The following is a 14,788-nucleotide window of genomic DNA, read 5'->3' as shown; positions in this document are numbered from 1 at the left end:
GTTTCGACCGGTGAGGTCGGCGGCGAAGATATGTGTGACTCTAGGGATAGGGTCTGGGAGAAATGTGTGCGAAAGTGTGAGCAGGTCGGAGGAAGGTGTCTGCCGTGGCAGGTGTCGAGCAGCGTTCCCTGAAGAGCAGCAACCCCCTGTTGTCCCGGCGTCGGTTCGAACGCCGGGGCGGGCGCAAGACCGCGGCAGCGGACCGGGATCCGCGGGTCGAGCGGGAGATCCGGCTCGTCGTCGCGCGGGACCGGACCGGCACCGGCGAGGACACGGGACCGGAACCGGCCCCCGCGCCCGGCCCCGGACCGTCCCCGGCCCTCGTCGGTGACCTGCTGACCATGGACGCCGTGGTGTCCCGCGCCGCCCTCGCCCTGGGCGCGGCGACCGTCGCCGCCGTCCTGGTGTGGGCGGTGCCACCGCTGCCCCCGGCCCGCACCGGCTGGTCCTACGGCGTCGCGGGCGCCGCCGGGCTGGCCGCCCTCGCCCTGGTCGTGCTCCAGTACGTCCGCACCCGGCCCTCGGCGGTCCTCGCCCTCGCCCACGCGGTGTTCCTGGGCGCCTTTCTCGGTGTGCTGTCGAACACCGCCTCCGCACAGGTCGCCCCCGGGGTCTTCGTCCATCTGGTGCTGGGCACGATGACCTCGTCCGCCGCCGTGCTGGCGGCCCACCGGCTGCGCTGGACCCGCATCGCACGCCGGGCCCGCGGGCTCGCCGGGGCCACGGGCCTCGGTCTGCTCCTGCTCGCCGCCGCCGACCTCCTCCTGTCCGCCCTCCCGCAGACCGACGGCCTCGGTCTGCGCGGCGGTGGCCTCGGCATCCTCACCGGTGCCGTCGGCGTCGCCCTCGGCACCTCCTTCCTGACCCTGCATCTGCGCCGCGTCCAGAGCGCCCTCACCCGGGGGCTCCCGCGCGAGGAGCGCTGGCTGGCCGCCTTCGGCCTCACCCTGACCCTGGTGTGGCTGTACGTGGAGACCGTGCGGCTGCTCACGCTCGCACCGCAGGAGGACGTCCTCTACTGACGGCACGGGTGCCGGGCGGGCACGCCCAGTGTCCTGACGTACCGTCAGAAGCGGTTCTGCGGCCAGGCGGTGGCGGTGGCCGCGGTCGCCGCGGTGACGGCGGCCAGCCGCGCGTAGTCCAGGGTGGCGGGCACATCGGTGGGCCGGTGGTAGTGCGGATTGCGGAAGTTGGCCGTGTCGGTGAGCATCAGCGCCGGGATCCGCCGGTTCCAGAAGGGCGCGTGGTCGCTGCGGCCCAGGTGGTTGGCGGGCGGCACCGCCAGCCCGATGAGCAGGCCCGCGGGGCCGTCCGGCCGCGGGTCCCGCAGCAGCAGGCCGCGCAGACCGGCCGGTGTGGCGGCGGCGGCCCGCTGCCAGTACGCGGCGGCCGCGGCCGAGGAGCGCCGGTGCACCACAAGCGTGAAGTCGCCCCGGTGGCCGTCGGCGCGGGTGGCCGCCGCCGTCCCGGGGAACGCCGTGGCGAATCCGGCCGGGAGCCGCTGGCTGCCCGGCGCGTCGTCGAAGTAGCCGACCGACTCCAGGCAGATCATCCCCGCGATGTCCCGGCGCCCGCCCGTGCCCCCGAGGCCGTCCCGGCTCAGCACGCGGGCGGCGTGCCGGGCGCCGATGAGGCCCAGTTCCTCCATGTCGAACACAGCGAGTGCGACCGGCGGCGGAGCGGGCAGAGCGGCCAGCAGCCGTGCGGTCTCCAGCAGCACCGCGACCCCGGAGGCGTTGTCGTCCGCGCCCGGACTGCCGTCGACCGTGTCCAGATGCGCGCCGACCAGCACCGTGGGCCCCACGGGCGCGCCGGGCAGGACGGCGATCAGATTGGCGCCGCGCAGCCGGCGGTGCAGCCTCGGCTTCCACACGAGCGCGCGGTGGCCGTGCCGGTCGGTCGCGCCGATCCGCCAGCGCAGGTCGAACGGCTGCCGCTCCACCTGCCAGCCCGCACCGGCCAGCCGGGCGCGTACGTACTCCTCGGCCCGCTCCATCGCGCCGGGCGCGCGGCGCCGCCCGCGCGGTCCGGCGGCGAGGAACTCCACGTCCCGGCGCAGCCGGGCGGCGTCGGCGTCCGGGAACGGTGCCCACGTGTCATCGGTCATCGCCACTCCGGGCTCGGCGGGATGTGTGGTCCGCCGAGAAACCTAACACCCCCCGGGACACACCCCCCCGCACACCCGCGTACGGCCGGTGCTCAGGCGACGGTGTTCAGGGTGTCGGCGGGCCGCCGCCGGACGGCACGCGCGGCCGGTACCGCGGCCAGGACGGCGGCACCGCCGACGGCGGCGACGGCGAGCAGCACCAGGAACAGCCAGGAGGGACCGGCGGCGATCCCGGCGCCGATGCCGCTGGAGCGTCCCTGGGCGTCGATCAGCCAGCGGGCGAGGGGCAGTCCGACGGCCGTGGCGAGCACGACGGCGGCCAGGGCCGTGCAGGCGGTAGCCGTCACCGTGACGGCGGTGACCTGACGAGGTGTCAGGCCGATCGCCCTGAGGGCGGGCAGGTCGCGTTCGCCCTCGCGGACCGTGCTGCCGATCGCGGCCAGCAGTTCGATCAGCCCGATCAGCGCGAGCACGCAGACCAGACCGGCGACGAGACCGCGCAGCGCGGAGAGCCCGTCGGCGGGGTTGGGCACCGCGTGCACATCGAGGTGGCCGTGCCCGGCGGTGAGCAGCGCGGCGGCGACCCGCCGCGGATCGGTGTCCGGGCGCAGCCGCACCTGGTAGAGGGTGGCGCTCAGTCCGGGGTCGTTCTCGCGCAGGGTGTCCAGGGAGGTGGAGACGACCCGTCCGGCGTTCTCCGGTTCGATGCTGCGGCCCACCAGGTGCAGCACCTGCGGCTGTCCGGCCACCGTCATCCGCACCCAGTCGCCCACCCGCGCGTCCAGCAGGTCGAACAGCCCCTGCCCGGCGACCGCCTCGTCCGGCCCGTGCGCCGCGCGGCCCTCGGCGACGCGGTACGGGTAGGGGGCCTGGCGGGTGCCCAGGCCGCGCAGGGCGATGGTGGAGGTCTGCCCCGGTACGAGCGCGGCCAGTTGCACCCCCGGGTAGACGGCGGCGACCCGCGGCTCGCGCCCGAGCAGGCCCCGGGTCTCCCGGTCGTCCAGGGTGCCGTCCGTGCGGACGGTGAGCGCGGCCGGCAGACCGAGGCGCTCGGGCCGGTCGTGGAAGCGGTCGATGGTGGTCCAGGCGCTGGTCGCGACCACGATGAGCAGCAGTGGCAGGGCGAACCGGCCGACCGTGGCGACGGTGCGGCGGCGGCTGGTGACGGTCCGGTGCCAGCCCAGCAGCACCCCGGGCGGCAGCCGCAGTCCGAGGGCGCGCCGGGCGGCGCCCGGCAGCCGCCCGCCGGACACCTGGCTCCGGCGGGCCACCGGGACGGGCGGCACCCGGCCCGCCCGCCAGGCCGCGAGCCCGGTGACGGCACCGATGAACAGCACCGTGCAGACCGGCACCGCGAGCAGGGCCGCGCTGTGGCCCGGCAGCCCCTGCCACACCCCGACCGCGTCCCCGAGCCGGCCGGGCAGCCGCGGGCCCAGCGCCCTGACCAGGGCCGCGGCCACCACGGAGCCGAGCACGGCGTACGCCACATGCTGGAGCAGGAAGATCCGGACCACCTGGCCGGGGGTGAAGCCGATCGCCTTCAGCACGGAGATGTCCCGCAGATGTCCGCGGATCCGGGCGCCGATCGCCCCGTGCACGGCGAGGCCCGCCGCCAGCAGCGCGGCCAGGCCGAACAGCCCGAGCACCTGGCCGAGCAGCCGGTCGTCGCCCTGTGCCTCGGCCCGCGCCTGCCGCCAGGTGGAGACCTCGCCGACCACACCGGCGCCCAGGACGGTGACGGCCCGCTGGACGGCGTAGTCCGTGTCGTCGGGGTCGGCCAGGCGCAGACCGACGACCTGGCCGCCGCTGTCGTGCACCGCGGCGGGCGGCGCCCACACCAGTCCGGGCTGCTCGCCCGGCCGGTAGCGGGGTTCGGCGCTCTCGGCGACGCCGACCACGGTCAGGGTGCGCGCGGTGTCGGGCAGGGTGAGGGTGTCGCCGGGCTCGGCGAGCAGGGCGCGGGCGAGGCGGCTGTCCAGGACCACGCCGTCCGGCTGCCGCGCGTCGAGCCAGTGGCCCGAGACCAGCAGCGGCCGGTCCACCGCCGGTTCGCCCGGTGTGGCGCGCAGTTCCACGGAGGCGCGCACCCCGCGCGAGGACACGGTGGCGAACTCGTCGGCGTAGGGGCCGGCCACGGACTCCACACCGTCCAGGGCCGAAAGGCGCGCGGTGTCGGCGTTCTTCACGGTGTGGATCCACACGTGGGCGCCGCGGGACTGGGTGAACACCCGCTGCCAGGGGTTGGTGGCGTAGCCGAACAGGGCGGTGGCCAGCAGCAGCGAGACGACGATGCCGGCCGTGGCCAGCACCAGGAACAGCGCCTCCCCGCGATGGGTGCGCAGATCGGAGTGCGCCCAGCGCAACGCGGCTCGCACGGTGTCAGCCCCCCGGCCGGTCCGGGTGGCGCCGACCGCCGCTCACCGGGTGCGGTCCTTCAGCTCCAGCACCCGGGAGATGCCCCGGCCCGGCACGGGCGCCCCGTCCAGTTCGGCGTCGTCGGCTATCCGGCCGTCGAAGAAGCTGATCACCCGGTCGGCGGCGCTGGCCAGCCGGGCGTCATGGGTGACGAGCACGATGGCCTGGCCGCGCGCGTGGAAGCGGGACAGCAGCCGCATCACCTCGCGGGTGCCCTTGCTGTCGAGGCTGCCGGCCGGTTCGTCGGCCAGCAGCAGCGGGGGGTGGTTGACCAGGGCGCGGGCGAGGGCCACCCGCTGCTGCTCGCCGCCGGACAACTCGCCGGGCATGCTGCGTCCCTTGCCGTCCAGGCCCAGTCCGGCGAGGAGTTCCTCCCGCTCGGCGCGGGCCTGGCGCGGGGTGCGGCCGGCCAGCAGGGCGGGCAGTTCGACGTTGTCGGCGACGGACAGGTTGGAGACCAGGTTGAAGAACTGGAAGACGATCCCGACGGTCCGTCTGCGCTCCTGTGCCCAACGGGCCTCGCTGTAGGAGTCGGTGCACCGGCCGTCCAGCCAGATGCTGCCCGCGTCGGGGCGTTGCAGCCCGCCGAGCAGATGGAGCAGCGTCGACTTGCCGGCCCCGGAGGGTCCGGTGACCGCCACGAACTCGCCCCGCCGGACCGACAGATCGACCCCGCGCACGGCATGCGCGGGCGCGCCCTCGCCGTGGTGGGTCTTCACCAGTCGCTCGGCCCGCAGCACGGGGGGTTCGGCGGCCTGATCCCGGACAGAGCGCCCGTCACCCATGGCGGTCGTTCACTCCAGCTCCTCCAGTTCCTCCTGACACCGCTCCAGCCAGTCCAGATCGGCCTGGAGGTGCAGCATGGCGCCCTCGATGAGCAGCTGGGCGATCCGGTTGTCCCGGTCCTCGGCCGCGGCCAGCCTGGACAGCTGGCGCATGGTGTTGAGGTACTGCCGCCGCTGCTGGTTGATGAGCGTGATCTGGTCGGCGAGGCCGGTCCGCGGGGCGAGGGCGAGCTTCATGAAGAACTCGTCCCGCACCCGCGGTTCGTCCTCGGGCTCCGCGAACCAGGTGCGCAGCTCGTCCCGTCCGGCGTCGGTGAGATGGTAGATCTTCTTGTTGGGCCGGCTGGACTGCTCGACCTGTTCCCCCTGGATCAGGCCGGTCTTCTCCAGGCGGCCCAGGGTCACATAGATCTGGCCGACGTTCGGCTGAGGGTACGCGGAGCCGAGCAGTTGCTCAAGGTCCTGCTTCAGCTCGTAGCCGTGTGCGGGGCCTCGGGCGAGCAGGGCCAGGAGGTGCAGGCGCACGCGTGCTGTCCTCCTGACCTTGTCATCTGCCTGTTGTGCTCCGGACCCTAGTATCGCCCATACCTAACGGGTATACATGGGCTGACGCTCGGCGAAGGTGCCGGTGGCGGGTGTGCAAGGAGGAACCTATGCGGTGGATACGAGCCACCGGTAGGGGGCTTCTCGCACTGGTCGTGGTCATGACCGGATGTGTCGCCTCGGGGGCGCGGGCCGACGAGGGCGGCGGCAGTACGCGCGGACCGCTCACCCTGGCCACCGCCGGGGACCTCACCGGCTATCTGGGCCCGCTGCTCGAAGGCTGGAACCGGACCCATCCGGCGGAGCGGGTGACGCTCGTCGAACTGCCCGACTCGGCCGACGAGACGCACGCGCAGATGACCACCGACCTGCGCGGCGGCGACCGCAGCCGCTTCGACGTGCTCAACATCGACGTCAACTGGACCTCGGAGTTCGCGGCGGCCGGCTGGATCCGCCCGCTGCCGGCCGAGCGCTTCCCGCTGAAGTCGTTCCTGCCGCCGGTCGTCGACACGGCGACCTACGACGGCCGGCTGTACGCCGTCCCCTACGTCACCAACGCCGGGCTCCTGCTGTACCGCAAGGACGTGCTCGCCGCGGCGGGCGTGCCGCCGCCGCGCACCTGGGCCGAGCTGGAGCAGGACGCCAAGGCCATAGCCCCCCGGTACGGGCTGGACGGCTACGCGGGACAGTTCCTGTCCTACGAAGGGCTCACCGTCAACGCGGCCGAGGCCGTGTACTCCGCCGGCGGCACCATCCTCGGCGAGGAGGGCCGGCGCGTCACCGTCGACTCGGCCGCGGCCCGCGAGGGCATCGGCTTCCTGGCGCGCGGCTTCCGCGAGGGCTGGATCCCCCGGGCGGCGCTGTCCTACAAGGAGGAGGAGTCCAAGCAGGCCTTCCAGGACGGCCACCTGCTCTTCCTGCGCAACTGGCCCTACGCCTACGCCGTCGCCGCCGCCGAGGGCTCCGCGGTCGCCGGGAAGATCGGCGCGGTGCCGCTGCCCGGCCCGGACGGACCGGGCACGAGTGTGCTCGGCGGCTCCGACCTGGCCGTCAACACCCATGCCCGGCACCCCGAGTCCGCCGAGCGCCTGATCCAGTACCTCACCGGTGAGCAGGTCCAGCGGCAGGTGCTCACCCGGGGCGCGCTGCCCCCCGTCCGGGCCGACCTGTACCAGGACCCGGAGCTGGTGCGGCGGTTCCCGTATCTGCCGACCCTGCGCGCGGCCGTGCTCGCCGCCGCGCCGCGCCCCAAGAGCCCGCACTACGACCAGGTCAGCCTGGTGGTGCAGGCCGTCGTCCACGACGCGCTGACCGGGCAGCAGACACCTGAGCAGGCCGTACGCCGGCTGGCCCGGGAACTGGACGACATCACCCGCCGCTAGGCACACCTAGATACTTACTTGTTAGGTAACGCGGCCATAACACTGCGCCAGGATACATCCCTTTTGTCATGCATCCGCATGAGTAACCGCTCGGTAGTTTCGCCGACTTCGTTGACACCTTCCTGAAACACCTACATAACATGCATGCATAACGACGGGGCTGCTTCCGTGGCTCACGTGGCTTTCAGAGACGGGTCGATCGTGTGAACAGGCATCGTTGGTGGCGTGACGCCGTGATCTACCAGGTGTACGTCCGCAGCTTCCTGGACAGCACCGGTGACGGCGTCGGCGATCTGGCCGGGGTCCGTGCGGGACTGCCCTACCTGCGCAAACTCGGGGTCGACGGGATCTGGCTGAGCCCCTTCTACCGCTCCCCGCAGCACGACCACGGCTACGACGTGGCCGACTACTGCGACGTCGACCCGCTCTTCGGTGACCTCGGCGAGTTCGACCGGCTGATGACCGCCGCCCGCCAGCTCGGCGTCAAGGTGCTCCTCGACATCGTCCCCAACCACTGCTCCAGCGAGCACCCCTGGTTCCGGAAGGCGCTCGGCTCCCCGCCCGGCAGCCCCGCCCGCGCCCGCTTCCACTTCGCCGACGGCCGCGGCCCCGACGGCGCCGAACCGCCCAACAACTGGCACGCCATGTTCGGCGGCCCCGCCTGGACCCGGATCACCGAGGCCGACGGCCGGCCCGGCCAGTGGTACCTGCACATGTTCACCCCCGAGCAGCCCGACTGGAACTGGCGCACCCCCGAGGTGGCCGCCGAGTTCGACCGGGTGCTGCGGTTCTGGCTCGACCGGGGCGTGGACGGCTTCCGCATCGACGTCGCCGCCGGGCTCTTCAAACACCCGGACCTGCCCGACTCGCCCGACCCGGAGGCCGACGCCCGCACCCGCGACTCGGTCAACCCGCTCGCCTGGAACCAGCCCGAGGTGCACGACGTGTGGCGCCGCTGGCGCGCCCTGTGCGAGGAGTACACCGCCGAGGACGGCCGGGAGCGGCTGCTCGTCGGCGAGGTGTCCGTCCCCACCGCACGCGAGCACGCGCGCTACGTCCGCCCCGACGAACTGCACCAGGCGTTCTTCTTCGACCTGCTCAGCGCCCCCTGGGACCCCGACGCCTTCCGCAAGGTGGTCTCCGAGGCCATGCAGGACATCGCGGGCACCGGCTCCACCGTCACCTGGGTCCTCAACAACCACGACCAGGTGCGCACCGTCACCCGCTACGGCGAGCCCACCCCCGAGGGCAGCGGCCTGGGCACCGCCCGCGCCCGCGCCGCCGCGCTGCTGATGCTGGCGCTGCCCGGCGCCGCGTACATCTACCAGGGCGAGGAACTGGGCCTGCCCGAGGTCGTCGACCTGCCCGACGACGTCCTCACCGACCCGATCTTCCACCGCACCGGCAGCCGGGCCCGGATCCGCGACGGCTGCCGGGTCCCGCTGCCCTGGTCCGGACAGGCGTCGCCGTTCGGCTTCACCTCCGGCGCCGAGAGCGCCCGGCCCTGGCTGCCGCAGCCCGACTACTTCGCCGAGTACGCCACCGACCGCGCGCTCGCCGACACCCGCTCCTTCTGGCACCTCTACCGCGAGGGCCTGCAACTGCGCTCCGCTCTGCCGCAGTTGGGCGAAGGAACGCTGCGCTGGCTCGACACCCCGCCCGGCGTCCTCGCCTTCGCCCGCGGCGACGGCCTGGTCTGCGCCGTCAACTTCGGCACGGCGCCCACCCCCGCCCCGGTTCCCGGCACACCGCTGCTGACCAGCGGACCGTGCCCGCCCGGCGTGCTCGCCGGGTCCACCGCCGCCTGGTGGATCACCGACCCCGCCGCCCTCTGAGTTTCCGTCAGTTATCCACCCGTGAAGGGACATCAACGATGATGCGACGACGTACCGCGCTCCTCACCGGCTGCACCGCCCTCGTGCTCGCCCTCGGTGCCACCGCCTGCGGCAGCGACGACCCCGTCTCGGCGGGCGGCGGCGACGGCGCCAAGACCCTGAGCGGCCAGACGGTCACCGTGGCCGGTGTCTGGACCGGCAGCGAGCAGAAGAACTTCCAGAAGGTGCTGGACGCCTTCAGCGCGAAGACCGGCGCCAAGACCCAGTTCGTCTCCACCGGCGACAACGTCTCCACCGTGATCGGCAGCAAGATCGAGGGCGGCAACGCCCCCGACGTCGTGATGGTCCCGCAGGTCGGCGTGCTCCAGCAGTTCGCCAAGAAGGGCTGGCTCAAGCCGCTGTCCGCCGCCACCCAGCAGTCCGTCGGAAGCAACTACGCGCCCGTGTGGAAGAAGTACGGCAGCGTCGGCAACACCCTGTACGGCCTGTACTTCAAGGCCGCCCACAAGTCGACCGTCTGGTACAGCCCCGCCGCGCTCGACCAGGCCGGGGTCAAGCCGCCCGCCACCTACGCCGAGATGCTCACGGCCGGACACACCGTCTCCGACTCCGGGCTCGCGGCCTTCTCGGTCGCCGGAGAGGACGGCTGGACCCTCACCGACTGGTTCGAGAACATCTACCTCTCCCAGGCCGGACCCGAGAAGTACGACGCGCTCGCCGCCCACCAGCTGAAGTGGACCGACGCCAGCGTGGTCAAGGCGCTCGACACCCTCGGCAAGCTGTTCCAGGACAAGCAGCTCCTCGCGGGCGGCCAGAAGGAGGCCCTGAACACCGACTTCCCCGGCTCGGTGGAGAAGGTCTTCGGTCCCAAGCCCGAGGCCGGCATGGTCTACGAGGGCGACTTCGTCGCCGGTGTCGCCCACGACCAGTTCGGCAGGACCGTCGGCAAGGACGCGAACTTCTTCCCGTTCCCGCCCGTCGACGGCGGCAAGGCGCCGGTGGTCAGCGGCGGTGACGCGGCCGTCGTCCTCAAGGACGGCAAGAACAGCAAGGCCGGGATGCAGCTCGTGGAGTACCTGGCCACCCCCGAGGCCGCGGGCGTCTGGGCCAAGGCGGGCGGCTTCCTGTCCCCGAACAAGGCCCTCGACCTCGCCGCCTACGGCGACGACGTGACCCGGGCCACCGCCAAGTCCCTCGTCGGGGCCGGGGACTCGGTCCGCTTCGACATGTCGGACCAGGCACCCGCGTCGTTCGGCGGCACCAAGGGCGTCGGCGAGTGGAAGCTCCTCCAGGACTTCCTGCGCGACCCGTCCGACGCCAAGGGCACCGCGGCCAAGCTGGAGAGCGCCGCGGCCAAGGCGTATCAGGGCCAGGGCTGATCTGACATGGCCGCCACCACACTCACCGAGAAGGCGGCGGCGGGCCCGCCCCCGTCCGCCGCACCCTCCGGCAACGCCCGGCGGCTGCGGCGGCGGGGCCGGATCATCGCCGTGCTGTTCGCCTTCCCCGCGCTGCTCCTGCTCGGCGCGCTCGTCGTCTACCCCGTCCTGTTCTCCGTCGGCCGCAGCCTCTTCGACGCCTCCGGCGACCGCTTCGTCGGCGCCGACAACTACACCGAGATGTTCCGTGACCCGGCGACGCTCAAGGCGATCCGGAACACCGTCATCTGGGTGGTCGTCGCCCCGGCCCTGCTGACCGCCCTCGGACTGATCCTCGCCGTCCTGGTGGAGAAGGTCCGCTGGGCCACCGCGTTCAAGCTGCTGCTGTTCATGCCCATGGCCGTCTCCTTCCTCGCCGCCGGGATCATCTTCCGGCTCGCCTACGACCAGGACCCGGACAAGGGCGTGCTGAACGCCGCCGCCGTCTCCGTCCACGACGCCTTCAGCGGCACCTCGACCTACCCGACGGCGCGCGCCCGCACCGGCCCGCAAGGACTGGTCCAGGGCGGCGACGGCTCGTACAGCACGGCCGCCGTCCGGCCGGGCGCCGCCGTCACCGTCCCCATGGTCGGGGTCCTGCCCAAGGACCTGCCGAAGAACGCCGCGCCCGCCTACCCGGCGAGCGGGCACAAGGCCGCCGCCGGTGAACTGCGCGGCGTGGTCTACCTGGACTTCACCCCCGGCGGCGCGGGCACCACCGGCAAGGTCGACCGGCAGGAGAACGGGCTGCCCGGCATGAAGGTCGAAGCGGTCAGCGGCGGCCGGACCGTCGCACACACCACGACCGCCGCCGACGGCTCCTTCCGCTTCTCCGGCCTGGACGACGGCTCGTACACGCTGCGACTGCCGAAATCCAACTTCGCCCCGCCCTACCAGGGCATCTCCTGGCTCGGCCCGACGCTCGTCACCCCCGCGATCATCGGTGCCTATCTGTGGATCTGGACCGGCTTCGCGATGGTCCTGATCGGCGCGGGCCTGTCCACCCTGCCCCGGGACACCCTGGAGGCGGCGCGCATGGACGGCGCCAGCGAGTGGCAGGTCTTCCGGCGCATCACCGTGCCGCTGCTCGCACCCGTCCTCACCGTGGTCTTCGTGACCCTGGTCATCAACGTCCTGAAGGTCTTCGACCTCGTCTACATCATCGCGCCGGGACCGGTCCAGGAGGACGCCACCGTACTGGCCACCCAGATGTGGCTGGTGTCCTTCGGCGGCGGCAACAACCAGGGCCTCGGCAGCGCCCTCGGCGTCCTGCTGCTCGTCCTGGTCATCCCCGCCATGATCTTCAACGTCCGCCGTTTCAAGGAGAGTCAGCGATGAACGCGGTCAGGAGGGGCCTGGGCAACAGCCTGGTGCAGGCCTTCCTCGTGGTGATCGGCCTGATCTGGCTGACCCCGCTGGCAGGGCTCTTCGTCTCCTCGATGCGGTCCTCCGAGGACACCGCCGAGGGCGGCTGGTGGACGGCCCTGAGCAGCCCGGGACAGCTGTCCTTCGACAACTACTCGTCCCTGCTCCAGAACGCCGGGATCACCCGGGCCTTCTGGAACACCGTGCTGATCTCGGTGCCGGCGACCGCGCTCGTCGTGCTCCTCGCCGCGCTCGCCGGATACGCCTTCGCCTGGCTGGACTTCCCCGGCCGCGAGCCGCTGTTCCTGCTGGTGGTGGCCCTGCTGGTGGTGCCCGTGCAGATCGGTCTGCTGCCGGTCGCCAAACTCTTCGGACAGCTCGGCCTGTTCGGCACGATCCCCGGCGTCGTCCTCTTCCATGTGGCCTACGGCCTGCCGTTCGCGGTGTTCCTGCTGCGCAACTACTTCGCCGAGATCCCCAAGGAGATGCTGGAGGCCGCCCGGATGGACGGCGGCGGCGAGTGGCGCATCTTCGTACAGCTGGTCCTGCCGGTCGGCCGCCCCGCCATCGCCAGCCTTGCCATCTTCCAGTTCCTGTGGGTGTGGAACGACCTGCTGGTCGCCCTGCTGTTCGCCGACAGCTCCTCCCAGCCGCTCACCGTGGAACTCCAGTCGCAGGTGCGGCAGTTCGGCAGCAACATCGACGTCCTCGCACCGGGTGCCTTCATCTCGCTAGTCGTACCGCTGGTGGTCTTCTTCGCCTTCCAGCGGCACTTCGTGCAGGGCGTGATGGCCGGGTCGGTCAAGTAGGAGCAAGGAGAAGGCCGGACAGTGCACCGCCCGGCCTTGCCGTGCCCGGCCCGTGGGCTCACCGTACCGGGCCTCCGTCCTGCGTCACCACGGTGTCGCCCAGCCCTCTGCCCCAGGAAGAGCGATGGAGCAACGAGTCCGCGGCCGGCGGATGCACTTCGTCGGCACCATGCCCCAGTTCGCGACGGCGGCCGAAGCGTTCACCTGGCAGACCGGGCAACTGGGCGATGCGGTGGAGCGGCTGAGCGGCGGGGAGACCGGTGCGCGGCTCGCCTGGTTCGTCCCCCTGGTGAAGGAACTCATGCGCAACCCGAAGGTCCGTGCTCGGCGGACGGGCGACTGGACCGGCTACGACGACGTGGACCGGCTCGCGGTCCGGCGCGGGCAGGCGCTGACGGCCGAGGACATCCCTTTGCGGTGGGCCCGATGGGCGGAAGAAGAACTCGCCGTGCTGGAAGCCCTCGGCACACCGGCCACGCGGCAACGCCCGTTGCAGGTCGGCTTGCCCGCCTTCCTGGACCTGTGCCTCTTCATCTTCGGTCCCACGGGCCCCGTACGCCAGGGAAGGGCCTTCCTGGACGCCGTCACCGCTCAGGCGGAGCAGGTGATCGCCCTCGGCGGCGAGAGAGTCGTCCTGCAACTGGAGACACCTGCCGCGGCCATCGCCGTCGCTTCCGCTCCGCCGCCGCTGCGGCGGCCGGTGGCCGAGGCGGTCGGCAGGCTGTTGCTGCGCCAGGTGCGGCGGGCACCCCGCGGGACCCGAATCGGTCTGCACCTGTGCCTCGGTGACATGGGCCACAAGGCCCGGGTCGGCCTCAGGTCCGCCGCCCCCCTCGTCACGCTCGCCAATGTCCTCGTGAGCAAGTGGCCCGAGGGACGGACGCTGGAGTACGTCCATCTGCCTCTGTGCGCCGGTGAACAGCCGCCCTCCACCGAACCGGCCTTCTACAGACCGCTCCGACACCTCGGACTCCCTCCCGGCACGCCTCTCGTCGCGGGGATCGCGCACGAGAACCAGAGTGTGAGGACACAACGGGAAGTCCGGGACATGGTGGAGCGAGCGGCCGGGACACAGGTGGACATCGCCACCGCGTGCGGCCTGGGGCGCCGGGACCGGAGCCAGGCCGAGACAGCGGTCGGCCGGATGAGAGGACTGCTCACCTGAGGGACCTCCGGTCCGCACGGGTCGCCCGGCCCGTCGGCTCCACACGTGTGTGTGAGGGACCGCGTGTGCACGGGCGCCAGTGCACCGTCAGGCGGTGAAGGCGGTCCAGGTTTCCTCGGTACGGAAGCCCAGGTGCGCGAAGAGCGGTACTGCCTCGTCACTGGAGTGCAGGTATGCGGTGTGTGCTCCGGCAGCAGACGCTTCGCGCAGGATCGTCCCGGTGACCGCCCGGCCGATGCCACGCCGCCGGTATGCGGGCAGCGTACCGATATTGACCAGCCCGACGTGCTGGTCCGTGACGATCGACAGCCCCGCGGCGGCCGGCACGCCCTCCACCTCGGCGACATAGGCGGTGAGGAACGTCTGGTCGAGGACGGCAGGCGTGTAGAGCCCGGAGATGATCGCGGGAGGCGCTCCGAAAGCGCCGCCCAGGACCGTGGCGAAGGTCTCGTGCTCGTCTCCCCCGAGTGGGCGGACACGCACGGAGTCCGGGACCGCTTCCGGTACGGGCAGGCCGCCGTCCGCCAGCGGCAGCAGCATGAAAGGCTGTCGCGTGATGGTGGTCAGCCCGTGGTCGGCGGCGATACGGACGATCTTCTTCTCCGGCTCGCCCCTCAGCCGGATGCTCCAGGGGAGCCCTCCACCGCGCTTCTCGGCCCTCGCGCTGAGCAGCTCGATCTCCGCCGGAGCGGCCGATGCGGGAGCCACGCTCAGGACGCCGTTGAGCGCGGCGATCTGCGAACCGGTGAACGCCAGCAGGGAGCCGCCGGGGCCGCGCTCGTGGAAGCCGCCCGGCACGATACCGGCCAGCGTCTCGACCGCCGCCTGGAAAGTCTCGGCGGCCCGGAGCGCGATAGGATTCTCAGTCATACGTGTGAGTGTAGTCGCACGGTCAGGTGTTCTCGGGTGTGCCGCGGTGCGCGGCCGCTCCCGGCCGCTCCCGGCCGCACCCGGGTGCGGCACC

At 72.5% G+C, this 14,788-nt stretch carries 12 protein-coding genes; 7 read left to right on the top strand and 5 right to left on the bottom strand.

The genetic code is table 11. The annotated features are described in order from the left end of the window. Positions 1-104 precede the first annotated feature (104 nt). On the top strand, positions 105-1,022 hold the full coding sequence (locus ACWDYF_RS33685; RefSeq protein ID WP_389473469.1) for a Bax inhibitor-1/YccA family membrane protein: 918 nt from the start codon (positions 105-107) through the stop codon (positions 1,020-1,022). A gap of 44 nt (positions 1,023-1,066) precedes the next feature. Here the strand turns inward: ACWDYF_RS33685 and ACWDYF_RS33680 are convergent, their stop codons facing one another. From ACWDYF_RS33680 to ACWDYF_RS33665, 4 genes are all read right to left on the bottom strand, one after another. After that, on the bottom strand, positions 1,067-2,107 hold the full coding sequence (locus ACWDYF_RS33680; RefSeq protein WP_389473471.1) for a M28 family peptidase: 1,041 nt from the start codon (positions 2,105-2,107) through the stop codon (positions 1,067-1,069). Between the two features lie 92 nt (positions 2,108-2,199). After that, positions 2,200-4,482: an ABC transporter permease gene (locus ACWDYF_RS33675; RefSeq protein WP_381742011.1), complete on the bottom strand. Its 2,283-nt coding sequence runs from the start codon at positions 4,480-4,482 to the stop codon at positions 2,200-2,202. Between the two features lie 42 nt (positions 4,483-4,524). Beyond that, positions 4,525-5,307, bottom strand: coding sequence for an ABC transporter ATP-binding protein (locus tag ACWDYF_RS33670; protein WP_381742012.1), 783 nt, complete (start codon positions 5,305-5,307; stop codon positions 4,525-4,527). A 9-nt stretch (positions 5,308-5,316) separates the two neighbouring features. Beyond that, complete coding sequence (locus ACWDYF_RS33665; protein ID WP_018565460.1) at positions 5,317-5,832, bottom strand: PadR family transcriptional regulator; 516 nt, start codon at positions 5,830-5,832, stop codon at positions 5,317-5,319. A gap of 128 nt (positions 5,833-5,960) precedes the next feature. Between ACWDYF_RS33665 and ACWDYF_RS33660 the strand changes: the two genes are divergently transcribed. From ACWDYF_RS33660 to ACWDYF_RS33635, 6 genes are all read left to right on the top strand, one after another. After that, positions 5,961-7,232, top strand: a complete 1,272-nt coding sequence (locus ACWDYF_RS33660; protein ID WP_381742013.1) for an ABC transporter substrate-binding protein — start codon at positions 5,961-5,963, stop codon at positions 7,230-7,232. A 203-nt stretch (positions 7,233-7,435) separates the two neighbouring features. Further along, complete coding sequence (locus ACWDYF_RS33655; protein WP_381742015.1) at positions 7,436-9,067, top strand: glycoside hydrolase family 13 protein; 1,632 nt, start codon at positions 7,436-7,438, stop codon at positions 9,065-9,067. A gap of 38 nt (positions 9,068-9,105) precedes the next feature. Next, complete coding sequence (locus ACWDYF_RS33650; RefSeq protein ID WP_381742017.1) at positions 9,106-10,446, top strand: ABC transporter substrate-binding protein; 1,341 nt, start codon at positions 9,106-9,108, stop codon at positions 10,444-10,446. A gap of 6 nt (positions 10,447-10,452) precedes the next feature. Continuing rightward, positions 10,453-11,823, top strand: coding sequence for an ABC transporter permease subunit (locus tag ACWDYF_RS33645; protein ID WP_389473476.1), 1,371 nt, complete (start codon positions 10,453-10,455; stop codon positions 11,821-11,823). Continuing rightward, entirely contained in the window at positions 11,820-12,659 is an 840-nt protein-coding gene (locus ACWDYF_RS33640) for a carbohydrate ABC transporter permease (protein ID WP_381742021.1), read from the top strand. The genes ACWDYF_RS33645 and ACWDYF_RS33640 overlap by 4 nt, the downstream gene beginning before the upstream one ends. Positions 12,660-12,783: 124 nt before the next feature. Beyond that, complete coding sequence (locus tag ACWDYF_RS33635; RefSeq protein WP_389473479.1) at positions 12,784-13,824, top strand: hypothetical protein; 1,041 nt, start codon at positions 12,784-12,786, stop codon at positions 13,822-13,824. Positions 13,825-13,911: 87 nt separating this feature from the next. On the opposite strand, the gene ACWDYF_RS33630 is transcribed toward ACWDYF_RS33635, so the two are convergent. Continuing rightward, positions 13,912-14,694: a GNAT family N-acetyltransferase gene (locus ACWDYF_RS33630; protein WP_389473481.1), complete on the bottom strand. Its 783-nt coding sequence runs from the start codon at positions 14,692-14,694 to the stop codon at positions 13,912-13,914. Positions 14,695-14,788: the final 94 nt, after the last annotated feature.

This window comes from Streptomyces sp. NPDC003284 (assembly GCF_053589675.1).
The sequence above is the reverse complement of the archived record's forward strand: the minus strand, read 5'-3'. Positions and strand labels throughout refer to the sequence as shown.